The organism is Paracoccaceae bacterium (assembly GCA_012103375.1).
In the GTDB taxonomy this organism is placed as follows: Bacteria; Pseudomonadota; Alphaproteobacteria; order Rhodobacterales; family Rhodobacteraceae; genus WLWX01.
In genome coordinates this window covers 1,602,045-1,628,278 of record WLWX01000001.1, presented here as the reverse complement: position 1 = coordinate 1,628,278, position 26,234 = coordinate 1,602,045, and the positions used below count along the sequence as shown (strand labels likewise).

The window sequence follows — 26,234 nt, the reverse complement described above, 5'->3', positions numbered from 1 at the left end:
CGATCATTGACGCGTTCAGAACATGGCCATACCGCCGTTCACATGCAAGGTCGCACCGGTAACATAGGCCGCTTCGTCACTTGCAAGGTACAGCGCGGCCGCGCCAATCTCGGCTGCATCGCCCATCCGCCCTGCAGGCACCTGCGTCAGGATCGCCGCCTTTTGGTCGTCGTTCAGCTTGTCGGTCATCGCCGTGGTGATAAAGCCCGGCGCGATACAGTTCACCGTAATCCCCCGGCTTGCGACCTCATAGGCCAGCGATTTACTCATCCCCGTCAACCCGGCCTTGGCGGCGGCATAATTCGCCTGCCCCGGATTGCCCGTCGCCCCAACGACCGAGGTGATGTTCACAATTCGCCCCCAGCGCGCCTTCATCATCCCCCGGATCGCCGCCTTGCACAGCTTCATCGAGGCGGTCAGGTTCACCGCAATCACCTGATCCCATTCCTCATCCGACATCCGCATGAAGATGTTGTCGCGGGTGATCCCGGCGTTGTTCACCAGGATATCCAGGCCACCCATCGCCTCGGCCGCCTGTTTCGGCAGGGCGGCAACCGCCTCCATATCCGACAGGTTGCAGGGCAAGACATGCGCGCGACCCCCCAACTGCCCGGCCAGATCGTTCAGCGGCCCTTCTCGCGTGCCCGACAGGCCCACAGTCGCCCCCGCGCCGTGCAACGCCGTCGCAATCGCCCCGCCGATGCCCCCGGATGCGCCGGTCACCAGCGCGGATTTTCCTGTCAGATCAAACATGTCGTCGCTTTCTTATTGTAATCTAGGCCGCATCAATCAACGGCGCGCGTTCCCCAAGGAAGTACCGGAAGACATCCGCATAGTCGAATGCCAGTGAAATCAGGATCGTCAGGATCACCACGCTGAGGATGCGCCGGGGCCAAACCGACATGTCCCGTCCCCGCAGCACCACAATCAGCCAGATCACAAGTGGCGTCCAAAGGATGATATGCGGCAGCCCGATCAGCTTGACGTATCCCAGACGCTCATACATCGCCACCACGCCAAAACCACTCAGGCCCGTTGCCAGAACCGTCAGTATCCCGGCAAGGCGCGTCGGCCTCCAGATCACCAACACCAGCGGCAGGGCGAGCGTTCCGACCAACAGCCAGTTCAACCACCAGGTCAGCCACTGCGGCTGCGTCGCGATTGCCTCCTCCAGCGTCATTGACCCCTCCTAGCCAGCCGCCCCTGCCGCCGCCTTCACATCGTCGGGGGATGACACTGCGCGTGTCCCCGCCTCTCGTGCGATCCGGCGCACCATGCCGCTCAGCGCCTTGCCTGCGCCGATCTCCCAGAATTCTGTGACACCGTTTTGCGCCATGAACTCAACGGATTCGCGCCACCGCACTGCGCCGGTCACCTGTGAAACCAGCAAGGATTTGATTTCGTCCGCATCAGCGGTCGCCGCAATGACATTGGCCACCAGCGGCACCTTGGGTGCCACGATGTCGACACCCTGGACGGCATCGCGCATCGCGTCCGCCGCCGGTTGCATCAATTCGCAATGAAACGGAGCCGACACCGGCAGCAAAATCGCCCGTTTCGCGCCATTCGCCTTGGCAATCTCGCAGGCGCGCTCAACCGCGCCTTTGTGACCAGACACAACCACCTGAGCGGGGTCATTGTCATTGGCCGCCTGACAAACCTCGCCCTCTGCCGCCTGGGCCGCGACGGCCTGCACCGCTTCCAGATCCAGCCCAAGAACAGCCGCCATCGCCCCGACGCCGACCGGCACCGCCTTTTGCATCGCCTCTCCGCGTACCCGCAACAGGCGCGCGGCGTCCGCAATCCCCAATGCGCCCGAAGCTGCCAGCGCCGAATATTCGCCCAACGAATGCCCGGCCACATATCCGGCCTTGTCGACCCCGACCCCTTCGGCCTCCAGCGCCGCCATCACCGCCAGCGAGGTTGCCATCAAAGCCGGCTGTGCATTCGCCGTCAGGGTCAGGGTTTCTGCGTCCCCCTCCCAGATCAGCGCGCTCAGCGACTCTCCCAATGCGTCATCAACCTGCTGAAAGACCGCTTTGGCGGCGGGATAGGCCTCGGCCAAGTCACGGCCCATTCCAACCGCCTGGGCGCCTTGTCCCGGAAAAATGAATGCGCGCATCGTCTGCCCCCTACACCGCAAATCCTGAGGGTCGCATACCGCGCCAAAGCCCGCCGCGCAATGCGGGCGGGCCATCAATGGACAGGGAGTGTTGGCTCAGGCGGCTTTGAACAACGAAGCGCCTGCGGCTTCCTGCATCGAGCGCTTTGCCAGACGTCGGCGGACGGGCTTCAGTTCGCCGCACATACGTTCGTGCAGCGCACTCAGTTCATCCTCGGATCCGACGGCAACGCGCTGCTGCCCCCCGCCACGCAACCGCAAATACAAAGTGGCCGGTTCCAACGGGTTTTTCGTGCGCTTCACATAGAAACTTTCAATATCGCGCATCGTCAAGGTCTTTTGCGGACGCGTGTTGCCCCGGCCATTGACGTATACAAGTCGGATTCTGCGATCCGAAACATCGACCTGCATCTGGGTTTTCAAACCCCGCGCGCCCAGCCAGGAAAAGACGAAACCGGTAATCGCCAGGACCACAGAAAACCCCAGCTTTGCAGGAACCGCTTCGGACCCGGGTAATGCCATCGGCAGGAACCATTGGCCCCCCGCGACAACCAGCATCGCCAGCCCGCTGAACCGAAGCACCAGTTCCAGGCAGGCATCAAAGTCGAAGCGTTTGGAATTTTGCTGCACCGCATATCCAGTTGCAGTGTCGCTGATGACAATAGATCCGGCCCGCTTTGCGGCAGCAGCTCCAAAAGGTTCCCATGCGTTTGTCATGATCTCGGCAATCTCCGACGTGCAGTCTCAATGCGCTTTTGGTGCACGTTAAAGTTGTCTTAATTGGGGCCATAGAAAGTTAACTTGTGACGCTCTTGCGCAGTTTCCGCGACACCCCTATAAGCCGCGCATCCTTCCACACGGATATGAACAGCGCAGCCTCTCGTGGGTCGGGTCGTGGAAGGTTTTGACCCCCCTTTGAAGTGCGCTCGAACATGAACGGAGAACCCATGCCGCTTTACGAGCATGTTTTTATCTCGCGCCAGGACTTGTCCAATACCCAGGCCGAGGGACTCATCGAACATTTTGGCACAGTGCTTTCTGACAACGGCGGCAAAATCGTCGAGCAGGAGTATTGGGGCGTCAAGACGATGGCCTACAAGATCAACAAGAACCGCAAAGGGCACTACGCCTATCTGCGCACCGACGCACCGGCACCCGCCGTGCAGGAAATGGAGCGTCTGATGCGCCTGCATGACGACGTCATGCGCGTGCTGACCATCAAGGTCGACAAGCACGAAGAAGGCCCCTCTGCCCAGATGCAAAAGCGCGAAGAGCGCGAGCGTCGCCGGTAACTCCGGTTGATCTATCGGATTAGAAAAGGACAATAACCAATGGCTTCAAAACCGTTTTTCCGCCGCCGCAAGACCGACCCTTTTGCCGGCGACAATGCACCGACGATCGACTACAAAGACACCCGTCTTTTGCAGCGCTATATCTCAGAGCGTGGCAAGATCGTCCCTTCCCGTATCACCGCTGTCGGTGCCAAGAACCAGCGCGCGCTCGCCAAGGCGATCAAGCGTGCACGGTTTCTGGCGCTGCTGCCCTATGCCGTCAAATAAGGAGATTCCCCAATGGATGTGATCCTTCTCGAACGCGTGGCCAAACTGGGCCAGATGGGCGAAGTCGTCAGCGTCAAGCAGGGCTATGCCCGTAACTATCTGCTGCCCCAGGGCAAGGCGCTTTGGGCATCGCCCGACAATGTCGCCAAGTTCGAAACCCAGAAAGCACAGCTGGAAGCGCGCAATCTGGACACCAAGAAAGAGGCCGAGTCGCTGGCCGAAAAGCTGGACGGCCAGCAGTTCATCGTGATTCGCTCAGCCTCGGACGCCGGTTCGCTGTACGGGTCGGTGTCGACCCGTGACGCGGCCGATGCGGCGACCGAAGAAGGCTTCTCGGTTGATCGCAAGCAGGTTGCCCTGACTGCGCCGATCAAGGAACTGGGATTGCACAAAGTTGTCGTGACCCTGCACCCCGAAGTTGAGGCGACGATCGAACTGAACGTCGCACGTTCCGCGGAAGAGGCCGAGCTTCAGGCCGCAGGCAAATCCATCCAGGATCTGGCTGCCGAGGAAGAGGCCGAGGCCGAATTCGAAATCGCTGAGCTGTTCGACGATATCGGTGCTGCCGGTGTCGAAGACTTTGGCGATGACGATGGCGCCCCGGCGGCAAAACAGTCCGCTGACGACGGCGACGACGCTTCGGACGACGACAAAGACTGATCAATCGATCACTTCTTGTTGAAAGGGCCGTGCCGCAGGGCGCGGCCCTTTTCTTTTGCCCAGATTGCGCCATCCTTACAGGGACCACCGATCTCAGGGAGTGTCCGATGCGCCAAATCGCGATTGCCATGATCTTTGCAACCCTCGCCAGCGGCGCGGCGGCCCAATCCGACGCCCCAGTGCCGCAAGGCGCACCAAACGTCCCCGAATTCTCACCCGCGTTCCCCGAACAGACCCGCGCCCCGGCGATCCAATCGACAACGCCCGAGGTCGCGGTGTTCGCCAGCGGCCTTGAACACCCCTGGGGCATCGCCGAACTGCCCGGCGGCGGCCTGCTGGTCACAGAACGCCCGGGCCGCATGCGCCACGTCAGCGCCGATGGAACCCTGTCGGCCCCAATCAGCGGCCTGCCCGCAATCTGGGCCGGTGGTCAGGGCGGCTTGCTGGATATCGCCATCGGCCCGACATTCGCAGACGACCGCCTGATCTACTGGACCTACGCCAAGCCGATGCCCGACAACCGCGAGGCAACCAGCGCGCAGGATCTGTCAAAGACCATCGGCAAGGTGATCCGTGTGACGCTTGACGGCAACGCACCACACGACAACCCGTTCGCCGACAAACCCGCCCCGCAACCAGAGATCTACAGCTACGGCCACCGCAACATGCAGGGCGCAACCATCGGCCCCGGCGGCGCGCTCTGGACGATCGAACATGGCCCCAGGGGCGGCGACGAATTGAACCGCCCCCAGCCGGGCGCAAACTACGGCTGGCCGCTGGTCAGTTATGGCGAGGATTACAGCGGCCAGCCCATCGGCGACGGACAGACCAGCGCTGACGCCGTGATCGAACCCGCCTATTACTGGGATCCCGTCATCGCACCGGGCGGCATGGCCTTCTATTCCGGCGATATGTTCCCGGATTGGCAAGGCGACCTGCTGATCGGATCGCTCAACCCCGGTGCCCTGGTGCGGCTGCGGCTTTCGGACGGAAAAGTCACCGGAGAGGAGCGGATCTTGCCGGGCATCGCCCGTATCCGCGACGTGGAGGTGATGGCCGACGGCGCGATCCTGCTGGCCGTCGACGCCCCGGACGGGGGCCTGCTACGACTGTCGCGTTAACCAATGAGCTTGGCAACAATCGCCCGATTTTGCCGTCATTGAGTTCAAAAACCGCCACAAATGCCCGATAGACCAGCAGCAGAAATTCGGGCGCAGAAACTATGACGCGACAGAAAGAACACGACGCCGAGGGCGGTTCGGGTTATTTTGACCCGCTGGCCGCAGTGACCCTGCTGGCGGGGCTGTATTTCTTTCAGATCTGGGGTTTTGCCAGCGCCGACACCGGGTCCGCGCTGGGCGGGCTGGTGCCGCTGATTGCACCCGCACTCATGGTGGCATCGCTGGCGATGGTGGTTCTGCCGCGGCTCGACGTGTTGTTGATCGTGAACGCGGCGGCGTTCTGTGGCTACTACGTTGCAAATGCGCCGGTCGCCTCGAACAACCAACTCACCGCTTTTGCGCTGTGCCTTGTGATTCTGGCCGCGCGCGCATCTGTTGCTACAAGATCGCAAGCTAATTTCCGCGCCGCCCTATTCACGGCCATCGCGGGTCCGGGGCGCTGGATATTGCCGGGCATGTATTTTTTCGGCATCTACCACAAGATCAACGCGGACTTCCTTGATCCGTCCGTTAGCTGCGCGGTCGAGCTCTACCGCATCGTCGCCGACCACGTCGCCCTGGCCGAGTTTCGCCCCGGTCATTACTTTGCAATTTACATAACTTTCATAGCCGAAGCCATTGCCATGGTTGCGCTTTTCGTACCCGGGTGGAAACGCTACGGCCTGTTGATCGGGGTGCCCTTCCACATCATCATCGGATTGACCGGCTATGCCTATTACAAGGATTTTTCGACCATTGTTCTGGTGCTTTACGCCCTGTTCCTGACCCCCGCGACGTTTCGGGTTGGATATGCGGCTTTCGTATCGCGATTTGGTGACGCCCCGCGCGCGATGCGCGTCGGGCGGCTGATGCTCCTCGCGCTGGCCCTGATCGTTGGCGCATCGGCACTGGCCTCACGCGGCCTTGTGCCGACCCATAACGGGTTCCTGATCCCTTTCGCGGTCTATGCCATCGCCTTCTACCTCGCCGCGATCCTGTATTTTCGCGAAGGCCGGATTTCTGGCGAGGGCAACGCGAAACCGGTCTGGCCAAAGTGGATGCTGATCATTCCCGCGCTTTACTTCCTGAATGGCTGGAGCCCCTACCTTGGTCTTCGCACCGAAGCCTCAATCGCGATGTTTTCCAACCTTCACACCGAAGCTGCCCGGACCAACCACCTGATCCACGGGCAACTTCCGTTCGCCGCCCTATATCAAAATGACGTTGTCGAGGTAATTTCCTCCGACCCGCCGTGGCTACAGGCCGCATTTGGCGGCCCTGGCAAAGCCCTTGTGCGGTATGAGTTTGATCGCATTCTGGCGCAAAACCCAAATTTCACCGCAACCTTCCGCCACAACGGTCAGGTGCGGGATACATCCGATTGGACCAACAGCTTCCTTGAACACGGGCCGCTGATGCGCGCCTACCTGCTGTTCAAACCAATCGACTTTGCCCGCCCGAAAGTTTGCACCCACTAAATCGGCCGTCGCCCCAGCAGTTTCAGCGTCGAATTTCGTCCAAATCGCAAGACCGGATACATGATCCGCGACAGCCTGGGCGAACGGAAAACCATGGCGTTAAATCGGTTGAAAAATCCCGATCCGGTGCTCATCAATGACAATCTGTGGATACAGTCTGCGCCGTGATGGATGGCCGAGCCATCAATCACCGCCATGCCGTCGTTCAAGTCAAACCCGGCCGCGCGCACCCGGTCAACCGCCGGATCTTCATGTCGTGCATCAACCAACCGGACCGGGCCGACAGCAGCGCGTAGTTTCAAAAGCGAGGTATATCGGCTGCAAAACGGGCATTCGCCATCGTAGACGATGATGATGCCGGGTTCTGCCTTGGGCTTGCCCATCGTTTTGTCCTTCCGGCCCCGTCGCTGATCTGGGCGTGACGGGGCCGGAAATCAAGTCATTTCAACTGACAGTTATTCGTCTTCCAGCGCTTCAATGGCCTTCTGCAGATCCTCTTTCGAGACATCCTTGTCGGTCACCTTGGCCAATTCGAATATATAATCCACGACCTTGTCTTCGAAGATCGGCGCCTGCAACTGCTGGCGCATTTGCGGATTGTTCTGCACAAACTCGAAGAACTGGCGTTCCTGGCCCGGGTACTGACGCGCCTGGTTCATCACCGCTTGCGTCATTTCGGCGTCCGAAACCTCGATCTCGTTCTTGCGGCCCAGTTCGGCCAGAAGAAGGCCAAGGCGCACGCGGCGTTCGGCCAGTTCGTTATGCTCCTTGGTCGGCTCGACCTCGGGGTGATCGTGGCCCTCAACTTCTGGGTTGTCTTCGTGCCACAGCTGATGCGCGATCTGCTTGGCTTCGGTTTCGACCAATGTGGGCGGAAGGTCGAATGTGACCAGCTTGTCCAGCTGATCCAGCAGGCTGCGCTTCATGATCGACCGGCTGGCACCGGAATATTCTTCTTCCAGCCGCTCACTGATCTGCGATTTAAGCGCCGCAAGATCGTCGGCCCCGAATTTCTTGGCCAGTTCGTCGTCAATCTCGGCCTTGGCGGGTGCTTTCACTTCTTTGATCGCACAGGCGAACACGGCGGTTTTGCCGGCCAGATGGTCGGCCTGATAGTCGGCAGGGAAATCGACGCTTACGTCTTTGTCTTCGCCAACCTTCACACCAACCAGCTGTTCCTCAAAACCCGGAATGAACGAGTTTGATCCCAGCACCAGCGGATAATCCTCGGCCGCGCCACCGTCGAAGGCTTCGCCGTCGATCGTGCCTTTGAAGTCGATGACAACCTGATCGCCGTCTTTCGCCTTCGAGCCCTTCTTGCGGCCCTCGAAATTCTGCGCATTCTCGGCCAGGTTTTCCAACGCCTCGGTCACGCTCGCGTCGTCGGCTTTCACCTTCATGCGCTCGATCTTCAGCTTTTTGGCGTCGAAGTCGGGGATTTCAGGCAAGGCTTCATAGGTCATCTCGACCTCGACGTCGTCGCCTTCTTTCCAATCTTCATTGGTCATCTTGACGTCCGGCTGCATCGCCGGGCGATCACCGGTTTCCTCAAAATGGGCCGACATCGCCCCATCAACGGTTTCTTGCATCGCCTCGCCCATGATCCGCGGGCCGAACTGCTTTTTCAGCAGCGCCATCGGGACCTTGCCCTTGCGAAAGCCCTTCATTTCAACGTCGGGCTGTGCCTCGACCAGCTTTTCCTGGACCTTCGCGTCCAGTTCAGTGGCGGGGATGCGGATGGCGTATCCGCGCTTGAGGCCTTCGTTCAGGGTCTCGGTGACCTGCATCTGTCGCGTCCTTATCCAGTCAGTTTGGTGCGGGTGAAGGGACTCGAACCCCCACGCCTTGCGGCGCCAGAACCTAAATCTGGTGCGTCTACCAGTTCCGCCACACCCGCTGAAATCGTAAGGGCAGCCGCATGGCCGCCCCAAAGTCGCGGCTTTCTAGCAAAGGGTGAAACCGGATGCGAGCGTAAAAATCATGCAACGTCATCACGTCAAAGTCGTTCTTTGGCCACATTTGCAACTTTAATTTGCTGTCAGGGCACTAACACATGATTCTAGGCCAATAGAGACCAGTATGAGTGAAGTCGGAATGGACCGCGCAACTATCAAGCCAGTGGTCGCGCCAGATACCGTAGGCGGCGTGAAACCAGCACGCCCTTTCCTTCCCGAAGGGTTGGCCGAGGGCACAACCGTCCTGACCCTGGATGGCGCAATCCCCGTCGAACATCTGCAGAATGGCGACCTGATCATCACCCGTAACCGCGGCCCGGTTGCCCTGCGCGCCATACATTCACGCACCCTCCAGGCTGTTCGCCCGGTAATGCTGGCACCTGATGCGCTTGGCAGCGGCAATCCTGAATTTGAGATCATCATGGCCCCCGGACAGCGCGTCATGCTGCGTGGCCAGGCGGCGATGGATCTGACCGGGCACGAAGAGGCGACGGTCAACATCCTCTACTTGTGCGACAACAGGTCGATGATGCAGGCCAAGAACCCGATCCAAGTGCAGATCTTCACTTTGGATTTCGAGGTTGAGCAGGTGATCTATGCCGCCGGAATCGAAGTTGTCTGCGCACCCTCGACGCAACGTTCGCGCCGCCCGAATACAACCGAACGGCCGGCCATCCTGCAGCAAGTTGCGACAGAACCGGTTAGCGAAATGCCCCAAAGCGCCCGCAGAGTGACCGTGCGCCGGGTCAAGCCACGGCCGCAACACGTGCTGGTTCTGTCAAACGATTCGGACTGACGCAGGCGCCTTGCCGGGGTCAGGGCATCCTGAAACCACAGTGATTACAGACCCAGATCGCGGAACAGGCCCGGCAGCGCTTCGGGCAGGTCCTCGGCAATCAGACCCGGGCCAACCCTGCGCGCGGCCCCGGCATGAAGCCAGACCGCGGTTTCAGCCGCCTGCATCGGGGCAATCCCCCGCGCCAGCAACCCGGCCGCAAAACCGGCCAGAACATCCCCCGTCCCCGCCGAGGCAAGCCAGGGTGCCGCAGTTTCGCCCTGCGCCGAAAAGATCGCCGCATCCCCATCTGGCCCGGCAATCACGCTTTGTGCCCCCTTGAACAGCACCACGCATCCGGCACGCAGGGCGACAGCCCGCGTCGCACTAACTTTGGCCCCGTCGCTGGCACCATCACGGCTTTGCGTCACCAGTCGTTCTGCGATGTCCGGGAACAGGCGTGCGAATTCACCAGAATGCGGCGTCAGGAGGCAGGCGTCGTGCAGCAGGCCGAACAACATGTCAGGGTCATCTGCGAATGCGCTCAACCCGTCGGCATCCACAACCGTCGCACGCCCGGCAGCCAGCGCGACAGGCACCATATCCCGTGCGCGGTCCTGCCCAAGACCGGGACCAACGCACAGGGCGTTGATCCGTGCGTCTTCCAGCAGCGCTGCAAGCGCATCACCATCGCGAATGCTGCGCAGCATGATCGTCGTCAACTGCGCCGCATTCTCAATCAGGGCGGCTGGCGGACAGGCCAGGGTCACCAGCCCCGCACCAACCCTCAGCGCGCCCCGCGCCGCCAGCCGCGCCGCGCCACCACGCCCGACGCCCCCCGACAGGATCAGCGCGTGCCCGTGATCATATTTGTGCTGATGCACATGCTTTGCCAGCGCATCGCGCATCTGGCTGGTCAGGGTGATCTGTCTGGGGTCGGACAAGAGATTCATGCCTCCGGCGGGGATATTTGAGGGTCAATGATGGCGTCAGAGGCCGATATCCTTGACGACGACCTTACCGCAGGCCGCAGGGCCATCGGCAAGCACATGGCCGGGTTTCAGGCGGTGGAAGGTGACGGTGAGGTTGGCCATGGGGCACGAGTCCGCGAAGTGTTCCGTTTCATAGCCCGGATAATGTCCGGTCTCGCTGTCTAAGCCGCTTGGCAGATCTATTGCCACAACATGAGGGAAGCCGGAATTGTGGCGCGACATGGACTGACAGTGATTCAATTGCATTTGTGTATGCTTCAAATCAAGGAACGGGCGCGATAGACCAATCCCGAAAATTTCATCGACGAACAGATCAGTGCGATCCCCTTCATCGGGATAACAATCAAAATACTCATCATAGAGCGGTCGAACTTCCCCACCCTCACACCACCGCTCATAATTCGCCCGCGCATCCGGGTGTCCTTCCCCCCTAAAACTGGGCCACTACATTGGTCTTGAGAGGGGAATATGTAATGGCACGGAAACGGCATTCGGACGAAGATGTATTGAAGCTGCTGCGTGAGATTGAGCTGAAGCTGACGGGAGGAAGTGACGTTGCATCGGCGTGTCGTAGCGTCGGCATCAGCGATGCGACATATTACAACTGGCGGAAACGGTTTGGTGGTATGGGACGGTCGCAGTTGTCGGAGATGCGCAGCCTGGAAAAGGAGAATGGGCGTCTCAAGAAGATCGTCGCTGAGCTTGAATTGGACAAGCTGATCCTCAAAGAAAGCCTGAACTACTTAAAGCCCAGGGCCTGACGACTGGGGAGCTCCGTCAGGCCGTTATTCATACGCGCCAAAAGCTCGCGACCTCGGAGCGGAGGACCTGCCGGGTCGTCGGTATGGCGCGAAGCTCTCTGCAATATCGACCCGCGCCAAAAGACGATGATGCTCTACGGCTCGCTTTGATCCGCCTGGCCAAGCAATATGGGCGCTACGGCTATCGTAAAGTTTCGGAACTCCTGCGCATCGAGGGCTGGCGGGTCAATCATAAGAAGGTTGAGCGTCTCTGGCAGGAAGAAGGACTGCAACTCCCGCAGCGGCACAGGAAGCGCAGACGGCTTTATCACAAGGACAGCTCGATCATTCGCCTCAGGCCGACGCATCCGAACCACATCTGGAGCATCGACTTCGTTCACGACAAGCTCAGCAATGGCCGGAGCTACAAGATGCTGACCGTTCTGGATGAGTACACCCGGCAGGCCCTGGCCGTGGAAGTTCGCAGCAGGATGGGCGCCGAAGATGTTCTGGAGGCGCTATATCCGCTGCTCCTCTGCCATGGCACGCCGGAGTATATCCGCTCCGACAACGGCCCAGAGTTCGTAGCCAAGGCGATGCAGGAGTGGTTGGTTCGCGTTGGTGTTCGACCAATTAGAATCTATCCGGGGTCCCCTTGGGAAAACGGATACAACGAGAGGTTCAACGGCACTCTCCGGCACGAGATCCTCAACGCTGAATGGTTCACAACAACGAAACAGGCACAGATCGTCATCAATCATTGGCTTAAGCAGTACAACCACACACGTCCGCACCAGGCTCTGAACATGCGACCACCAATGCCAGAAACTCTAATCAGAAATGGCCCAGAACTTGGGGGCTAGACACGCCACCACAAAACCGTCGCCGCCGTTGTTGCCTGGCCCGCACAGCACCACGGCGCGGTGGGTCGCTTTGGCCAATTCGGGCCATTCTTCGAACACCGCTTCGACCACGCCCTGCCCGGCGCGCTCCATAAGTTCCAGGCCCGTCACACGGCCACTGGCGATTGCCGCCTGTTCCAGCGCACGCATGTCTGAACTTGTAATGGTGTTCTGCATTGCAACCTCATGTTCTCAAATTGCACAGCCTGGATGCAAGTCGCCTATTTTTTGTGCAAAACCATATCAATTGGCCCTTGCCCCCGGCCCAAGGACGCCCCCCGAATTGCCGCCAACTAAGCCGCGTGATTTCCCCATCTCGACACATCAAAGGAGGCTGGTCCATGAAAAAGATCGAAGCGATCATTAAGCCGTTCAAGCTGGACGAAGTGAAAGAGGCGCTGCAAGAGATCGGCGTTCAGGGCCTCTCAGTTCTGGAAGTCAAAGGCTTCGGCCGTCAGAAAGGCCATACCGAGCTGTATCGCGGCGCCGAATATGTCGTCGATTTCCTTCCCAAAGTGAAGATCGAGGTTGTCCTGCCGGACGACCAGATCGACGGCGCGATCGAGGCCATCGTGAACGCCGCCAAGACCGACAAGATCGGCGACGGAAAGATCTTCGTTTCAACGGTCGAACAGGCCGTGCGCATCCGCACCGGCGAAACCGGCGACGACGCAATCTGATACTGATACTTCAAGACCAAGGGTAACGACCAATGAGCACCAAAGACTTCCTGAAAACCATCCGCGATGACGATGTCGAATACGTCGACATCCGCTTCACCGACCCGCGCGGCAAGCTACAGCATGTCACCGTCATGGCCGACCAGGTTGACGAGGATTTTCTGGACGACGGTTTCATGTTCGACGGCAGTTCCATCGCCGGGTGGAAATCCATCGAACAATCCGACATGAAGCTGATGCCCGATACGCGCAGCGCCTATCTTGACCCGTTTTATGCGGAAAAAACGCTGGCCGTGCATTGCTCGGTTGTCGAGCCCGACACCGGAGAGGCCTATGCCCGCGACCCGCGCGGAACGGCGGAAAAGGCCGAGGCTTATCTGAAATCCTCGGGCATCGGCGACACCTCGTTCTGGGGGCCCGAGGCTGAATTCTTCCTGTTCGATGACGTCCGCTTTTCGGTCGATATCAACAAGGTCAGCTATCAGGTCGATGCCTCGGACGGGTCGTGGAACACCGACACCGATTACGAAATGGGCAACATGGGCCACCGCCCGGGCGTCAAAGGCGGCTATTTCCCGGTGAACCCGATTGATGAGGGGCAGGACATCCGCAGCGAAATGCTGTCGACCATGAAGCGCATGGGCATGAAAGTGGACAAGCACCACCACGAAGTTGCGTCCTGCCAGCACGAGCTGGGGTTGATCTTCGGCACGCTGACCGAGCAGGCGGATCATCTGCAAAAGTACAAATACGTGATCCACAACGTCGCCCATGCTTACGGCAAGTCGGCAACCTTCATGCCCAAGCCAATCGCGGGCGACAACGGCACCGGCATGCATGTCAACATGTCGATCTGGAAAGACGGCAAGCCGCTGTTTTCAGGCGACAAATACGCCGACCTGTCGGACGAAGCGCTGTTCTACATTGGCGGCGTTCTGAAACACGCCAAGGCGCTGAACGCCTTCACCAACCCTTCGACCAACAGCTACAAGCGCCTGATTCCGGGGTTTGAGGCACCGGTCCTGCGCGCCTATTCCGCGCGCAACCGCTCGGGCTGTGTGCGTATTCCGTGGGCGGAAAGCCCCAAGGCCAAACGTGTCGAGGCCCGCTTCCCCGACCCCGCCGCCAACCCCTACCTGTGTTTCAGCGCCCTGCTGATGGCCGGTCTGGACGGGATTAAGAACAAGATCCACCCCGGCGAGGCGATGGACAAAGACCTCTATGATCTGCCGCCCGAAGAACTGGCAGGCATCCCAACGGTTTGCGCCAGCCTTCGCGAAGCCATGGATGAGCTGGAGGCCGACATGGACTTCCTGCTGGCAGGTGACGTCTTCACCCGGGATCAGGTGGAAGGCTACATGGATCTGAAATGGGAAGAGATCTATGCTTACGAACACACGCCACATCCGGTGGAATTCAAGATGTATTACAGCTGCTGACCCCAGCACATTGACGGATCAGCCAGGGCGCCTTTCGGGGCGCCCTGTTCTATTGATGTTCCGATTTCTGCGCGCCTGAACGTCAACAATCACCCCCTTAAAGCGTTTCGTCTTGAACCTGAATCGCGAGGGATTCCCTTGAGACCTGATCTGTGATTCATCCTGTTTGGGAGGATGGATCATGTCAGCACCTTTGCCATCTGCGCTTCGGATACGGTTTCAGAGATACATTGAAGAAGGGTTGAGCGGGCGCGCGGCGGCGTTGCGGTTGAAGCTGTCGCCTGCCACAGGCGCGCGGTGGGCGCGTCAGGTGAGGATGAAGGGTCATGCGGAACCTGCCCGGCAGGGACCGCCGCGCGGCAAGGGAAAGCTGGCTCCGCATCGGGAATTCTTTGAGGAGTTGATCGCACAAGACCCTGACATCACGCTCTTTGAGTTGCGTAATGCGCTGGCCGATGCAGAGGGTGTGCGGGTGCATCACTCCTCCATCGCCAACCTTCTGTCCCGGCTCGGCTTCACGTACAAAAAAAGTCGCTGGTCGCAACCGAGCGCCGCCGCGCCAAGGTAAGGCAGCAACGGGCCGACTGGTTCAGATACCGCTCGCCAGCCATTGCGACCTTTCCTGAGCGCGTTGTCTTTATTGACGAAACCGCAGTGAAGACAAACCTCACGCGCCTACGCGGCAGAGCCAAGCGCGGTAAGCGCCTGACGATGGATGCGCCCTTCGGAAGCTGGGGAACCCAAACCTTGATCGCGGGCCTGACCCAAGGCGCGCTGATCGCACCTTGGGTCATCAAGGGAGCGATAGATGGCCCCGCCTTCGCGGCCTACATCCGCGAAGTGCTGGTCCCCGAGATCAACCCCGGCACTGTCGTCATTCTCGACAACCTGGCAACCCACCGGAATAAGGAGGCGACGCAGGCTTTACGCAATCACGGCTGCTGGTTCCTTTACCTGCCACCGTACTCGCCCGACCTGAATCCCATCGAGCAGGCCTTCTCTAAACTGAAAGCCCATTTGCGACGGATCGGGGCCAGGTCCTTTACCCAGGTCTTCGAAGCAATCGGAGCAATCTGCGATCTCTACGACCCAGTAGAATGCTGGAACTACTTTAAGGCCGCCGGATATGTCTCAGGTTAATGTCGAAACGCTTTAGTATCCTGTTTATTTACAACCCGTTAACGCGTTCCGCGTTGAGTGCGCGTTCTGGCAATACAACCTAAGGTTGCGCACCGGATTTCCTTACCCGCGCCTCACTTCTTCCACATTCGCAGGGCAGTAATTTCCCGCAAGCTGGACAAACCACCGGCAACACCACGCGGCGGCGCGCACCTTGGGCGTCAGAGGGAACACAGATGACACAGCAAAACAGCATCGTGGCAACGCTGAGTTTCGAAGGCCCCGTCGCTTTCGACAGCTGTGCCCTGCGTGAAGAGCTTGGCGGTCTGTTCCGTGATGTGGATCTGGATCTGGTCGCCTGCCAGGGCACCAGCAATGCATTGACCTTCGCAGGGTCCGACATGCTGGTGGATGTGGCGCGCGCCGATGATGCCATAACCGTATCCGTAAGCGCCGCAGGCGATGGCAATGCGCTGCCCGAACGCGCTGGCCAATCCCGCCGGGCGGCCTGCTACAATGTTGTGCGATTGTTGCAGGCGCGCCTTGTGCCCGAATCGGTCCATTGGTCCGATTCCGACATGGCCACCGCGGCTGCAAAGTCCCGCCGGCGCCAGTTGAAAAAACAGCGCGAAGACCGCAATGGATTATCCCCGAAAGAGCGGATGAACCAGATCTTCGGCACGGTCGAAGGGGAAGGCGCGCAGGTTGATTGCGTCTCGCTTGCTGTGCCGCGCAGCCTCACGAACCCCGACGCCGCAGCCCTGGCCGCGACCCCCGCGCGCCCTGCGACGGATGATCTGGAACAGTTGGGCTACCGCGGGCCGCACGCCCGTCTGACAGCCGAGGAGGCCAGCCGATTTCCCGATCTGATGCCCGCCGAGATTGCCCTGCGCGAGGAGCGACGCTCTCTATTTGCCTGTGACGCGATCGAACTGACCCAGTCTTCGGTGCAGGACGAGACGACAAACCCGACGGAACGGGTCGAAGCCGATGACATTATGGCGCGCCTGACCGTTTATGTGCTGAACACCATCCTTCTGGTTCTGGCCTTCCCGGTCGGATTCGGAATGTTGATCTTCAACATTCTGGGTGGTGAGAACCTGCGCACGACGGCGCATGTGATGGCGCTGACTGGAATGGGTACTGCACTGGCTGCGGCGAATATCGACCTCCCCCTGATCCATCTGATCTGAGGCCGGATCATTCGCCTAAGCGCGGCGGATGATCGACGTGTGGATCGTGAAAACAATCGCCTTCGTCTTCGGCAATCGCAAAAGGCTTTGCCGTTCACTTCGCAGGAACCGGGCCGTGTCATCGCAGTGATATGGCGCGTCTGTTTCCCGGCGCGGGCTGAACAGGTCCGCCTTAGCTACACGCATCAGATTGCCCCGCCATACCGGCTGATCGACGCGCAGATTGTCGAAAATGCGCTGCACCCGTTTCGCAACCTGATCGTCGTAGCCCTCAACCGGCTGGTGGATGCGTGTCATCGGGCGGCCGATCTTCTCGGACAGGGTCCAATGCGATGGAAAGCACAGGATGGCACCGGTCAGCACATGTTCATTCCCCGGCTTCTGCATCAGGCACAGATCCTCGGCCACCAGCCGGCCAAGCGTCATCAAGGGGCGCGCCCGGTCCGGCGTGACCGTCACACCATCCGGGCGCAGCACCTCATCTGCGCCGACCCGGAAACCGGGACAGGACGGCAGATGCGTCAGAGCCATTGAATACAATTCGTCCGCCGCGTCTTGCGCTTGCGGCGTTAACGCATGCACCGCTTCGGGACAGCTGCGGATCAGCCGGTCGCGCAGCGACATCTGCCCGGCATAAGCCTCATCCAGCCGCAGCCAGTCGGCAATATCCATCGGCTGCAAACCCGGCAGCCGCCTGCCTGCTGGCGTCTCCCAGGGCGTCGCCGCTAATTCGTTCTGGAGTATCGCCATTCCCATCAGATAGCGCAGCCGCGCGCCGGTGGAATCGCGGAATGCGGATCGCTCAGGCGGCGCAGGCGATCAGTTCGGGATCAGGTTCGGCACAATCGTGACCACCCAGGGGAAGGCCCAAAGCAACGCCAGCCCGACCACCTGGATCAGCACGAACGGCAGCACCCCGCGATAGATGTGTCCCGTCGTGACGCTGGAGGGGGCAACACCGCGCAGATAGAACAGCGCAAAGCCGAAGGGCGGCGTTAGGAACGACGTCTGCAGGTTCACTGCGATCATGATCGTTACCCACTTCGGGTCCATCGTGCCGCCATAGATCACCGGCCCGACGATGGGCACGACGATGTAGATAATCTCCAGGAAATCCAGCACGAAGCCCAGGATGAACAGCACCAGCATCACGATCAGGAAGACGACCCACTCGCGATCGAAACTCTTCAGGAAGTCCTGAATATATTCCTCACCCCCGAAGGAAATCACCACCAGGTTCAGCAATTGCGACCCAATCAGGATCGTGAACACCATCGAGGTGACCTTGGCCGTTTCGCGCACAACGGGCGTCAGCACCGCCGTGCGGAACAGCACGAAACAGCTGTAAAGCAGCCCGCCGATCGCAGTGTAATAGGCGATCTGGGCCGCGAAAAAGGCGATCCATTCTTCTGCGGCGACCTGTTCGCGCCCGACCCGCAGGTCAAAGTTGATGCCAATCAGGATCATGATGACCACAGCAAAGGCGGTCATGATGACAATTTTGCCGCTGCGCTTTTCATCATTCAGCTTGCGATATGCCGCCAGCATGATCGCCCCCCCTGCCCCCAGTGCCGCCGCCGGGGTCGGATTGGTGATCCCGCCCAGGATCGAGCCGAGCACCGCCACGATCAGAACCAGCGGTGGGAAGACCACGCGCAACAGCTCGTTCTGGCCAAGTCGGCGCGCGGCAAAACGCACCCCGTATCCGGCAATGATCAGCGGCAGGATCAACAGCACCAGCGCCGTCCCGGCGGTCGTCGTGGGCGAGATCAGGATCACATCAACCATCGCCACAAGGATCAGCCCGATGGCCCCGGCGATCAGCGGGCGCGGATCGGCGGCGGGCGCGATGCCGCGCGCCACCGCCAGGATCAGCGCGAACAACAGCAGCCCGATGGCAATGCCGGTGCCAATGGGGCCCGCAGCGGCGATCTTGACGGCCAATGCCTCTGTCAGTTCCTCATCACTCAGGGCGCGGGATTGTTCGACACCCCCGGCGGCGTTGATCGCCGTCTGCTCCGCCACCGCGGCGTCCCATTTTTCCTGGCCGTGCAGCTCGATCATGCTGGCCTGGCAGGCGGGCGACACCCGCGTGCGCAGGCTGGCGGTCTGGCCCGCGTCCGAAAAGCTGGCGATGGTCACAGACTGCGACCCGACAACGCCGACCTGCCCCGCGATCAGCGTCCCGGCAATCAGCAGCACAGGCACCCCCAGGAACCATGTCAGCGCATTGCCCCGGCGCGCATCCCCGGCAGCGGCACCATCACCGGCAACCGGCGGCGCCTTGGACGGATTCAGCAGCGCAAACCCGAACGCATAAAGCCCATAGAGCGACGCCAGAAGGATCCCCGGCAGGATCGCCGCCTGAAACAGCGTCCCGACCGAAACCACGGCAGCCTCACCCAGGAACGTCAGCGCATCTGAACAGCCCGCCGCCTGTGCGCGGGTTTCCTGCGCCGCAGAATAAAGATCCCCGGCCAGCGTTCCCAGCAGCACGATCACGATGGATGGCGGAATGATCTGCCCCAGCGTGCCCGACGCGGCAATCACACCTGTCGCCAGTTCGGGCGAATAATTGTTGCGCAGCATTGTCGGCAGGCTCAGCAAGCCCATCGTCACCACCGTGGCACCTACAATCCCGGTCGAGGCTGCCAGGAACGTCCCCACAACCGCGACGGCCAGTCCACCGGGCAGAGGGCCAAAGACCCGCGCCATTGTGGTCAGCAAATCCTCGGCAATGCGCGACCGTTCCAGCGTGATCCCCATCAGCACAAACATCAGCACCGCCAGCAATGTCTCGATGCTTTGGCCCGCGAACACCCGTTCATTCATTCGGTTGACGACAAAGCTGATATTGCGGTCCAGCGCCTGTTCCCAGCCGCCGCTGAACACCGCCTCGGACACCCTCGGCAAGTCGGGAAACCTGAATTTCGAGATATTGAGCGGACTGACCCCGGAATTCACCAGCGTCTGATACTCGGCACTGGTCTTGCTGACCGCCTGATGGATCAGCAGGCCCGAACTATCCAGCGCCGCGATGATACCGAAGGAAATCACCGCCGCCCCACCAATCGCGAACCCCACCGGAAACCCCGACAGGATGCCCGCGAACAGGCTGAGGAACACAATGATCAGACCGATCTCGACGCCATCCAGGCCAAAAAGCATTGATCGAGTTCCTTAACTTAACTTGTCTGCGCGACAGGCGCTGCCAGATCGGCATCGTCGTCGCGCGGCGCTTCGGGTGGATTGTCACGGTCCAGATATTTGCCCGCACTCTCGGGTCCCTCTTTGAATTCGAGGTACGAGCGATAGAAGAACGCAATCGCCTGCAGGAAGACTATCGCGGTGAAGGCGACCAGTAGCACCTTGAACAGGAAGTAGCCGTTGAAACCGTTGGGCGAGAAACCGATGGTTTCGACGTTCCACTTCACCGCGCGGGCCTTCAGCAGCATCCGCTCCAACGTGTCACTGGCGCTGACCTTGGGGGTGATCAGATGGCGCCACAGGAAATACCAGGCGTACATCCATGTCAGCACCGCCGCCGGTATCATGAAGAAGATCGACCCGAACATGTCGATCACGCGTTTCTTGCGAAAGCTGATGGCGGAATAAATCAGATCAACCCGCACATGCCCGCCCTGAACAAAGGTATAGGTGCAGCACAGCGCGACAATCATCGCGTTATAAAGCTTCAGTTCCTCGCCCCACCAACTGAGGTCGAAGGTCACCGCAGACCCGATGCCAAGCGTCAGTTCAGACGCGGCAAATACCCGCTGCGAAAAGATGATGATAATCTGCTGCAGGACCATCAGCAGCCCGGCCCATGCGAAGAAACGGCCCACCGTATTGGCAAACCCTTCCAGCACACGGACAACGCCCCACATGATGGTGTTCTTCCAAAGGCCAACGGCTGTCAGGATGATCAGGGCGACGAAAATGACAAAGAAGAACTCGCGCGAGCCGCCGTAATAGATGAAGCGCATCATGGACTGAGGATCGGTCCAGTTCAGCCACAATTGCGGATGCGTGATCGCATAGCCGGCGTTGACGAACGCCATGCCGATATTGGTGAAAACCCAGACGACAAAGTCCAGCACGCGATCCCTCCCCATGTTGCCCCCGGTCGATCTTGGCCGATCTCAAGGGCGGTGAACCGGGCCAGATGCGGCCCGGTTCCAATGTATATTTATTTAGCCCATCAATCTGTCACGCTGGGCGACAAAGCTACCTTCTGAGATCGACACCCAGGATGAGACCGCCTTGCGAGCCGCTTCGGCGCTTTCGCGAATCTTAGCGTAGAGGGGGTCATCCATGTTTTCGTCCATTACCTCTTTGGTGGCGTCGGCAAATGCCGCCCAGATCTCGTCCGAAAACTGGCGGGTCTTGACGCCCTGGTCCTGAAGCTGGCCCAAAGAAGTGCCGTTCTTGGAAAGGTAAAGTGTCAGGGTGTGTTGATGCGCTTCGGCAGCGGCAATCTCGATTATCTTCTGATGTGCCGGTGAAAGTTCCTCAAAAACATCGCGCCCTACAGCCAACGACAGCGCCACGCCAGGCTCATGAAAACCGGACGTATAAAAGATGTCGGTAATCTCTTGGAAGCCGGCTGCCTGATCGGACCATGGGCCGATCCATTCGGTCCCGTCCAGCGCGCCAGAGGCCAAGGCCTGATAAACCTCAGAGCCGGGAATATTCTGCACCGAAGCCCCCAGCTTGCCCAGCGCTTGGCCGCCCAGTCCGGGCATCCGGAACTTGAGCCCCTGAAAATCTTCCGGAGAGTTGATTTCCTTACGGAACCAGCCGCCAGCCTGCGTGCCGGTATTGCCCGCCAGGAAGGACTTTAATCCGAATATCTGGCCCAACTCGTCATGCAGTTCCTTGCCGCCCATATGATAATACCAGGCTGCGGTTTCGGATGCAGTCAACCCAAACGGATATCCTGTAAAAAACGCATAGCCAGGATGGAGACCCAGAAAGTAGTAATCGGCGCCGTGGTATAGATCGGCCTGGCCCGACGTGACCGCATCGAAAACTTCAAATGCGCCCACAAGTTCGCCACCGGCTTTGACGTCAATGGTCAGACTTCCATCTGACATGGCGGCGACGGAATCGGCCACACGCTGAACAGAATCCCACACTCCGGCTGCGCCGCGGCCCCATGTCGTGACCATGGTCAGCGTGCGCGCGTGGCTGGCCGCGATGGCTGGTGCTGCAAGGCTGGTGGCGGCGGCTGCCGTGCCGCCAAAGGCCGAAGCCCGGATAAATGAACGACGATCCATTGATATTATCCTCCCGTTTGGAATCGCACTGCCCGTTTGTCGGGCGGTAGGTTGCTTCAAGTGGCGCGACACTAGCCGCTGATTGGCGGACTGAAAACACCTCGGCGAGCTGGATTCACACATCTTGCCGCAACGTTTTGGCCAGATCTGCGCCAGTTTGAAATCGGTGCAGCCGCCCAGCGGCGCCCATACTGTGGGTAGATTCACGAAATTTCTTCAAGCCGCGCAGTTGGGTAACTTTCGATCAAAAGAATCCGCTCGTGAATCACAAAAATGCGCAAAATCGCTGTTGACGGCCCTGCACACCCTTCTTAGGGTCCGGCGCGAACCTAACTGTCGGGGGTCAAAATGCTTTGCAATGTGCTGGTTGTCATTCCCGGGCGCAGGGGCTGTTAGCGGTTAACCGCAACAGACCTGTCAAGCGCCCCCGCCTGATCGGGGGCTTTTTTATGCGCGGCAGCTGTCGCGCGACCAGATGGACGGAGACGACGAGATGAGCGGCCGCAAGACGACGAAGAAAGACCAGATGACCGGCGCGAAGATGGTCGTGCAGGCCCTGAAGGATCAGGGGGTCGAGGTTGTGTTCGGTTATCCCGGTGGAGCGGTGCTGCCGATCTATGACGAGATCTTTCTGCAAAACGAAATCCGCCACGTGCTTGTGCGCCATGAACAAGGTGCCGTGCATGCCGCCGAAGGCTATGCCCGTTCCACCGGGAAACCCGGCGTTGTTCTGGTAACCTCGGGCCCCGGGGCGACCAATGCGGTCACGGGCATGACCGATGCGCTGATGGATTCGATCCCGCTGGTCGTGCTGACCGGGCAGGTTCCGACGTTCATGATCGGCAATGATGCCTTTCAGGAGGCGGACACCGTCGGCATCACCCGCCCCTGTACCAAGCACAACTGGCTGGTGCGCGAAACCGACAGTCTGGCCAACACCATGCACGAGGCGTTCCATGTCGCAACCTCAGGCCGTCCGGGTCCGGTGCTGATCGACATCCCCAAGGACGTACAATTCGCCAACGGCACCTATGTCGCGCCCCAAAATCGCAAGACGTCGCATTACGCGCCGCCCACCAAAGGGGACGCCGACGCGATTGCCGCGCTGGCCGAGGCGATGGAGACGGCGAAGCAACCGATCCTCTATACCGGTGGCGGCGTCATCAATTCAGGCCCCGAGGCCAGCAACCTGCTGCGCCAACTGGCGGCGGAAACGAACTTCCCCGTCACCTCGACCCTGATGGGGCTGGGCGCCTACCCGGCAAGTGGTGACAACTGGCTGGGCATGCTGGGCATGCACGGGCTGTACGAGGCGAACCTGGCCATGCACGACTGCGATCTGATGATCTGCATTGGCGCGCGGTTCGACGACCGGATCACTGGCCGGGTCGATGCCTTCAGCCCGAATTCGGTCAAGGCGCATATCGATATCGACCCAAGCTCGGTCAACAAGGTGATCCACGTCGACATTCCGATCATCGGCGACGTGGGCTCGGTGCTGACGGACCTGCTGGACGAATGGCGCGGTCGCGGTGGCAAAACCGATACCAAAGGTGTCGAGGCCTGGTGGCGGCAAATCCGCGACTGGAAGCGGATCAACTGCCTCGACTACACGCCGGATGCGAAATCCATTAAGCCGCAGCACGCGCTGGTGCGCCTTGAGGCACTGACCAAAGACAAGGACCGCTATATCACGACCGAGGTGGGTCAGCACCAGATGTGGGCGGCGCAATACCTGGGCTTTGACGAACCGGGGCGTTGGATGACCTCGGGCGGTCTGGGCACCATGGGCTATGGCTTCCCGGCTTCGGTCGGTGTGCAGATGGCGCACCCCGACGCGCTGGTCATCAATGTCGCAGGTGAGGCTTCGTGGTTGATGAACATGCAGGAGCTGGGCACCGCGATGCAATACAACCTGCCGGTCAAGCAGTTCATCCTGAACAACGAACGCCTCGGCATGGTGCGCCAATGGCAGGAACTGCTGCATGGCGAGCGTTATTCCCATTCCTGGAGCGAATCCTTGCCCGACTTCGTCAAACTGGCCGAGGCTTTCGGGGCCAAGGGCATCCTGTGCACCGACCCCGCCGATCTGGACGACGCGATCATGGAGATGGTGAACCACGACGGCCCGGTTCTGTTCGACTGCCTGGTGGAAAAGCACGAGAACTGCTTCCCGATGATCCCGAGCGGAGAGCCGCACAACAAAATGCTGCTGGGCGAGAATGCCTCGACCCAGGACGCCATCGGGTCCAGCGGCGCGGTGATGGTTTGAGGGCGGGGCCGCCGGATATGAAATCCGTCGGTTCCTGGCCGGGGGCGATGGCTGGGGGGCCAGCCCCCCAGACCCCCCGGCATATTTTCAACAAGAAGATGAGAAAGAGGGCGCAATGTCCCCATTGAAAATCAAAAAAGGCACGTCGCGGCATTCGGCCTATGACCTGAAGGACCCGAACGCCGATGTTGTGGAAACCCACACCCTGGCGGTGATTGTCGAGAATGAGCCGGGCGTGCTGGCCCGTGTCATCGGGCTATTTTCTGGACGGGGCTATAACATCGAAAGCCTGACGGTGGCCGAGATTGACCACACCGGGCACCGCAGCCGGATCACGGTTGTGACCACCGGGACGCCGCAGGTAATCGAACAGATCAAGGCGCAGCTGGGCAGGATCGTTCCGGTGCATGAGGTGCACGACCTGACCGTCGAAGGCCCCAGCGTCGAACGCGAACTGGCGCTGTTCAAGGTCGCCGGGGACGGTGACAAACGGGTCGAGGCCTTGCGCCTGGCCGATATCTTCCGTGCCAATGTGGTCGATTCGACGCTCGCCTCTTTCGTCTTCGAAATCACCGGCACGCCCGAAAAAATCGACGCCTTCGCCGATCTGATGCGCCCGCAGGGGCTGGTCGAAGTGGCGCGGACCGGGGTGGCGGCACTGGCACGCGGGGCGGAATAGTCAGTCCCGTCAGGCGGCAGCCTGATGGTCGGTATCGTCCTTCCAGGTTTGCCGCAACACCCGCATCCAGTTGCCTTGGCACAGCTTTTCCATCAGCGGCGCGTCATACCCATGTGCGACCATCGCGGCGCGCAGGGCGGGCAGGCCCGCGCAATCCCTGATCTGATCACTGACTGTCGCCCCGTCAAAATCCGACCCCATCGCGACGCCGTCTTCACCCAGGTGGGTGATCAGGTGATCCAGATGTCGCAACATGACCTCTGGTCCGAAATCGGTTGCCATCTGTCCGTCTGCGCGCAGAAATGCAGCCGCGAAGTTCAATCCGACCAATCCGCCGCTGTCGCGAATCGCCGCCAGTTGCCGATCGGTCAGATTGCGCGGACTATCGCACAGGGCATGGGCGTTGGAATGGGTGGCGATCAGCGGCGCATCGGACAGACGTGCCACATCATCAAACCCTGCCTCGTTCAGATGTGACAGATCAATAACCACGCCCAGTGCGTTGCATTCACGCACCAAATCCTGCCCGGCACCGGACAATCCGCCACCGATATCGGGATCTCCGGGAAACCGGAGCGGCACACCCTGGGCGAAGATATTGTTGCGGCTCCAGACCGGCCCGACCGAGCGTAGCCCGGCACCGTAAAGCACGTGCAGCATATCGAGGTCGTCGGCTATCGCCTCGGCCCCTTCGATGTGCATCACAGCCGCCATGGGGCCGGTTGGGTCGGCCAGCGTCGCCTCAATGGCATCGACCGACGTGCAGATACGAACCGCCCCGGCACGTTCCAGCGCGCGCAAAATCGCTGCCTGGCGCAGCGTGCCACGTGCACCAACCTGCCACGGGATCGGGTCGGGCAGCGGCAGGTCAAACGCAGGCTGCGCCATTGCGGCGAACATCGCCGGGCCATCCAGATCGCCGGGTACAAATATCGCAAACATGCCGCCCCCGAATCCACCGGCATGGGCGCGCGGCAGGTCCACGTGGGAGGGGCCGCCACCGGCAACCACCTGCTCAACGGATGTATTCCCCATCGAGATCTGCAACAGCAGGTCGTTATGACCGTCAAAAATCACCGGAGTCGTTTGCATTGCACGCCCAATCCTGTTGCAGCGACAGTCTGCGCCTGGACGGTCGAAACACAAGAGAATTCAACAAAAAAAGGGGCGCCCGAAGGCACCCCCAAGGTTTCGCTGATCAGGCTCATTCTCTCGTACCGCCCGGTTTCT

Annotated in this window: 25 protein-coding genes, 1 tRNA gene and 3 pseudogenes; 14 read left to right on the top strand and 15 right to left on the bottom strand. The window is 60.3% G+C overall.

The genetic code is table 11. The annotated features are described in order from the left end of the window. Positions 1-15: 15 nt before the first annotated feature. The 4 genes from fabG to GKR99_08290 all read right to left on the bottom strand — a co-directional run bounded on the left by fabG (position 16) and on the right by GKR99_08290 (position 2,752). Entirely contained in the window at positions 16-753 is a 738-nt protein-coding gene (gene fabG, locus GKR99_08305; GenBank protein ID NKB27544.1) for a 3-oxoacyl-[acyl-carrier-protein] reductase, read from the bottom strand. Positions 754-775: 22 nt separating this feature from the next. After that, a complete protein-coding gene (locus GKR99_08300) occupies positions 776-1,180 on the bottom strand; it encodes a hypothetical protein (protein NKB27543.1) in 405 nt (134 codons plus the stop codon). A gap of 9 nt (positions 1,181-1,189) precedes the next feature. After that, positions 1,190-2,122, bottom strand: a complete 933-nt coding sequence (fabD, locus tag GKR99_08295; GenBank protein NKB27542.1) for an ACP S-malonyltransferase — start codon at positions 2,120-2,122, stop codon at positions 1,190-1,192. A 96-nt stretch (positions 2,123-2,218) separates the two neighbouring features. Then, entirely contained in the window at positions 2,219-2,752 is a 534-nt protein-coding gene (locus GKR99_08290) for a hypothetical protein (GenBank protein NKB27541.1), read from the bottom strand. Between the two features lie 317 nt (positions 2,753-3,069). Between GKR99_08290 and rpsF the strand changes: the two genes are divergently transcribed. The 5 genes from rpsF (at position 3,070) to GKR99_08265 (ending at position 6,979) form a co-directional block, all read left to right on the top strand. Beyond that, complete coding sequence (gene rpsF / locus GKR99_08285; protein NKB27540.1) at positions 3,070-3,414, top strand: 30S ribosomal protein S6; 345 nt, start codon at positions 3,070-3,072, stop codon at positions 3,412-3,414. Between the two features lie 39 nt (positions 3,415-3,453). Then, the gene (gene rpsR, locus GKR99_08280; GenBank protein ID NKB27539.1) at positions 3,454-3,681 is read left to right on the top strand and encodes a 30S ribosomal protein S18; all 228 of its coding nucleotides are present in this window, start codon (positions 3,454-3,456) and stop codon (positions 3,679-3,681) included. A gap of 12 nt (positions 3,682-3,693) precedes the next feature. After that, a complete protein-coding gene (rplI, locus tag GKR99_08275; protein ID NKB27538.1) occupies positions 3,694-4,341 on the top strand; it encodes a 50S ribosomal protein L9 in 648 nt (215 codons plus the stop codon). A 107-nt stretch (positions 4,342-4,448) separates the two neighbouring features. Next, the gene (locus GKR99_08270) at positions 4,449-5,462 is read left to right on the top strand and encodes a PQQ-dependent sugar dehydrogenase (GenBank protein NKB27537.1); all 1,014 of its coding nucleotides are present in this window, start codon (positions 4,449-4,451) and stop codon (positions 5,460-5,462) included. A gap of 101 nt (positions 5,463-5,563) precedes the next feature. Then, complete coding sequence (locus GKR99_08265) at positions 5,564-6,979, top strand: hypothetical protein (GenBank protein NKB27536.1); 1,416 nt, start codon at positions 5,564-5,566, stop codon at positions 6,977-6,979. On the opposite strand, the gene GKR99_08260 is transcribed toward GKR99_08265, so the two are convergent. The 3 genes from GKR99_08260 to GKR99_08250 all read right to left on the bottom strand — a co-directional run bounded on the left by GKR99_08260 (position 6,976) and on the right by GKR99_08250 (position 8,876). Next, positions 6,976-7,362 (bottom strand): DUF393 domain-containing protein, encoded by a 387-nt coding sequence (locus tag GKR99_08260; GenBank protein NKB27535.1) that lies wholly within the window; start codon positions 7,360-7,362, stop codon positions 6,976-6,978. The two genes, GKR99_08265 and GKR99_08260, sit on opposite strands and share 4 nt — an antisense overlap. 72 nt (positions 7,363-7,434) lie before the next feature. Next, complete coding sequence (locus tag GKR99_08255; GenBank protein ID NKB27534.1) at positions 7,435-8,766, bottom strand: trigger factor; 1,332 nt, start codon at positions 8,764-8,766, stop codon at positions 7,435-7,437. 25 nt (positions 8,767-8,791) lie between these two features. After that, positions 8,792-8,876 (bottom strand) — tRNA-Leu (locus GKR99_08250). Between the two features lie 182 nt (positions 8,877-9,058). Here GKR99_08250 and GKR99_08245 point away from each other — a divergent pair. Beyond that, entirely contained in the window at positions 9,059-9,730 is a 672-nt protein-coding gene (locus GKR99_08245) for a hypothetical protein (GenBank protein ID NKB27533.1), read from the top strand. Positions 9,731-9,774: 44 nt separating this feature from the next. Here the strand turns inward: GKR99_08245 and GKR99_08240 are convergent, their stop codons facing one another. Both GKR99_08240 and GKR99_08235 read right to left on the bottom strand, forming a co-directional pair. Beyond that, complete coding sequence (locus tag GKR99_08240; protein NKB27532.1) at positions 9,775-10,662, bottom strand: NAD(P)H-hydrate dehydratase; 888 nt, start codon at positions 10,660-10,662, stop codon at positions 9,775-9,777. A 36-nt stretch (positions 10,663-10,698) separates the two neighbouring features. Then, positions 10,699-10,947: a hypothetical protein gene (locus tag GKR99_08235; GenBank protein NKB27531.1), complete on the bottom strand. Its 249-nt coding sequence runs from the start codon at positions 10,945-10,947 to the stop codon at positions 10,699-10,701. Between the two features lie 227 nt (positions 10,948-11,174). Between GKR99_08235 and GKR99_08230 the strand changes: the two genes are divergently transcribed. Together GKR99_08230 and GKR99_08225 are read left to right on the top strand one after the other, a co-directional pair. After that, positions 11,175-11,462 (top strand): transposase, encoded by a 288-nt coding sequence (locus GKR99_08230; protein ID NKB27530.1) that lies wholly within the window; start codon positions 11,175-11,177, stop codon positions 11,460-11,462. Continuing rightward, complete coding sequence (locus tag GKR99_08225) at positions 11,408-12,304, top strand: IS3 family transposase (protein NKB27529.1); 897 nt, start codon at positions 11,408-11,410, stop codon at positions 12,302-12,304. Before GKR99_08230 ends, GKR99_08225 begins: the two co-directional genes overlap by 55 nt. Here GKR99_08225 and GKR99_08220 read toward each other — a convergent pair. Beyond that, a pseudogene (locus GKR99_08220) lies at positions 12,281-12,520 on the bottom strand (bifunctional ADP-dependent NAD(P)H-hydrate dehydratase/NAD(P)H-hydrate epimerase). The gene GKR99_08225 and the pseudogene GKR99_08220 sit on opposite strands and share 24 nt — an antisense overlap. Positions 12,521-12,684: 164 nt before the next feature. On the opposite strand from GKR99_08220, the gene GKR99_08215 reads away from it, so the two are divergent. From GKR99_08215 to GKR99_08200, 4 genes and pseudogenes are all read left to right on the top strand, one after another. Next, positions 12,685-13,023, top strand: a complete 339-nt coding sequence (locus tag GKR99_08215) for a P-II family nitrogen regulator (GenBank protein NKB27528.1) — start codon at positions 12,685-12,687, stop codon at positions 13,021-13,023. 32 nt (positions 13,024-13,055) lie between these two features. Beyond that, a complete protein-coding gene (glnA, locus tag GKR99_08210) occupies positions 13,056-14,462 on the top strand; it encodes a type I glutamate--ammonia ligase (GenBank protein ID NKB27527.1) in 1,407 nt (468 codons plus the stop codon). Between the two features lie 181 nt (positions 14,463-14,643). Then, a pseudogene (locus GKR99_08205) lies at positions 14,644-15,602 on the top strand (IS630 family transposase). 215 nt (positions 15,603-15,817) lie between these two features. After that, positions 15,818-16,774 carry a hypothetical protein gene (locus GKR99_08200; GenBank protein NKB27526.1) on the top strand — a complete coding sequence of 319 codons (957 nt, stop codon included), beginning with the start codon at positions 15,818-15,820 and terminating at the stop codon, positions 16,772-16,774. A gap of 15 nt (positions 16,775-16,789) precedes the next feature. Here GKR99_08200 and GKR99_08195 read toward each other — a convergent pair whose 3' ends face one another. From GKR99_08195 to GKR99_08180, 4 genes and pseudogenes are all read right to left on the bottom strand, one after another. Then, positions 16,790-17,524: a DUF3445 domain-containing protein gene (locus GKR99_08195; protein NKB27525.1), complete on the bottom strand. Its 735-nt coding sequence runs from the start codon at positions 17,522-17,524 to the stop codon at positions 16,790-16,792. A gap of 69 nt (positions 17,525-17,593) precedes the next feature. Next, positions 17,594-19,942 carry a TRAP transporter large permease subunit gene (locus GKR99_08190; protein ID NKB27524.1) on the bottom strand — a complete coding sequence of 783 codons (2,349 nt, stop codon included), beginning with the start codon at positions 19,940-19,942 and terminating at the stop codon, positions 17,594-17,596. Positions 19,943-20,025: 83 nt separating this feature from the next. Then, a pseudogene (locus tag GKR99_08185) lies at positions 20,026-20,874 on the bottom strand (C4-dicarboxylate ABC transporter permease). A 93-nt stretch (positions 20,875-20,967) separates the two neighbouring features. Beyond that, positions 20,968-22,053, bottom strand: a complete 1,086-nt coding sequence (locus tag GKR99_08180) for an ABC transporter substrate-binding protein (protein ID NKB27523.1) — start codon at positions 22,051-22,053, stop codon at positions 20,968-20,970. A gap of 493 nt (positions 22,054-22,546) precedes the next feature. Here GKR99_08180 and GKR99_08175 point away from each other — a divergent pair, with 493 nt between their 5' ends. Both GKR99_08175 and ilvN read left to right on the top strand, forming a co-directional pair. After that, positions 22,547-24,325, top strand: a complete 1,779-nt coding sequence (locus GKR99_08175; GenBank protein ID NKB27522.1) for an acetolactate synthase 3 large subunit — start codon at positions 22,547-22,549, stop codon at positions 24,323-24,325. Positions 24,326-24,440: 115 nt separating this feature from the next. After that, entirely contained in the window at positions 24,441-25,004 is a 564-nt protein-coding gene (gene ilvN / locus GKR99_08170; GenBank protein ID NKB27521.1) for an acetolactate synthase small subunit, read from the top strand. A gap of 9 nt (positions 25,005-25,013) precedes the next feature. Here the strand turns inward: ilvN and GKR99_08165 are convergent, their stop codons facing one another. Then, positions 25,014-26,096, bottom strand: a complete 1,083-nt coding sequence (locus GKR99_08165; protein ID NKB27520.1) for a peptidase M19 — start codon at positions 26,094-26,096, stop codon at positions 25,014-25,016. Between the last annotated feature and the right edge of the window lie 138 nt (positions 26,097-26,234).

What these genes read in the sequence shown, in the direction of transcription:
- fabG (NKB27544.1), bottom strand. Translation starts at nt 753, where the DNA reads ATGTTTGATCTGACAGGAAAATCCGCGCTGGTGACCGGCGCATCCGGG.
- GKR99_08300 (NKB27543.1), bottom strand. Translation starts at nt 1,180, where the DNA reads ATGACGCTGGAGGAGGCAATCGCGACGCAGCCGCAGTGGCTGACCTGG.
- fabD (NKB27542.1), bottom strand. Translation starts at nt 2,122, where the DNA reads ATGCGCGCATTCATTTTTCCGGGACAAGGCGCCCAGGCGGTTGGAATG.
- rpsF (NKB27540.1), top strand. Translation starts at nt 3,070, where the DNA reads ATGCCGCTTTACGAGCATGTTTTTATCTCGCGCCAGGACTTGTCCAAT.
- rpsR (NKB27539.1), top strand. Translation starts at nt 3,454, where the DNA reads ATGGCTTCAAAACCGTTTTTCCGCCGCCGCAAGACCGACCCTTTTGCC.
- rplI (NKB27538.1), top strand. Translation starts at nt 3,694, where the DNA reads ATGGATGTGATCCTTCTCGAACGCGTGGCCAAACTGGGCCAGATGGGC.
- GKR99_08270 (NKB27537.1), top strand. Translation starts at nt 4,449, where the DNA reads ATGCGCCAAATCGCGATTGCCATGATCTTTGCAACCCTCGCCAGCGGC.
- GKR99_08265 (NKB27536.1), top strand. Translation starts at nt 5,564, where the DNA reads ATGACGCGACAGAAAGAACACGACGCCGAGGGCGGTTCGGGTTATTTT.
- GKR99_08260 (NKB27535.1), bottom strand. Translation starts at nt 7,362, where the DNA reads ATGGGCAAGCCCAAGGCAGAACCCGGCATCATCATCGTCTACGATGGC.
- GKR99_08255 (NKB27534.1), bottom strand. Translation starts at nt 8,766, where the DNA reads ATGCAGGTCACCGAGACCCTGAACGAAGGCCTCAAGCGCGGATACGCC.
- GKR99_08245 (NKB27533.1), top strand. Translation starts at nt 9,059, where the DNA reads ATGAGTGAAGTCGGAATGGACCGCGCAACTATCAAGCCAGTGGTCGCG.
- GKR99_08240 (NKB27532.1), bottom strand. Translation starts at nt 10,662, where the DNA reads ATGAATCTCTTGTCCGACCCCAGACAGATCACCCTGACCAGCCAGATG.
- GKR99_08235 (NKB27531.1), bottom strand. Translation starts at nt 10,947, where the DNA reads ATGCAATTGAATCACTGTCAGTCCATGTCGCGCCACAATTCCGGCTTC.
- GKR99_08230 (NKB27530.1), top strand. Translation starts at nt 11,175, where the DNA reads ATGGCACGGAAACGGCATTCGGACGAAGATGTATTGAAGCTGCTGCGT.
- GKR99_08215 (NKB27528.1), top strand. Translation starts at nt 12,685, where the DNA reads ATGAAAAAGATCGAAGCGATCATTAAGCCGTTCAAGCTGGACGAAGTG.
- glnA (NKB27527.1), top strand. Translation starts at nt 13,056, where the DNA reads ATGAGCACCAAAGACTTCCTGAAAACCATCCGCGATGACGATGTCGAA.
- GKR99_08200 (NKB27526.1), top strand. Translation starts at nt 15,818, where the DNA reads ATGACACAGCAAAACAGCATCGTGGCAACGCTGAGTTTCGAAGGCCCC.
- GKR99_08195 (NKB27525.1), bottom strand. Translation starts at nt 17,524, where the DNA reads ATGGCGATACTCCAGAACGAATTAGCGGCGACGCCCTGGGAGACGCCA.
- GKR99_08190 (NKB27524.1), bottom strand. Translation starts at nt 19,942, where the DNA reads ATGCTTTTTGGCCTGGATGGCGTCGAGATCGGTCTGATCATTGTGTTC.
- GKR99_08180 (NKB27523.1), bottom strand. Translation starts at nt 22,053, where the DNA reads ATGGATCGTCGTTCATTTATCCGGGCTTCGGCCTTTGGCGGCACGGCA.
- GKR99_08175 (NKB27522.1), top strand. Translation starts at nt 22,547, where the DNA reads ATGAGCGGCCGCAAGACGACGAAGAAAGACCAGATGACCGGCGCGAAG.
- ilvN (NKB27521.1), top strand. Translation starts at nt 24,441, where the DNA reads ATGTCCCCATTGAAAATCAAAAAAGGCACGTCGCGGCATTCGGCCTAT.
- GKR99_08165 (NKB27520.1), bottom strand. Translation starts at nt 26,096, where the DNA reads ATGCAAACGACTCCGGTGATTTTTGACGGTCATAACGACCTGCTGTTG.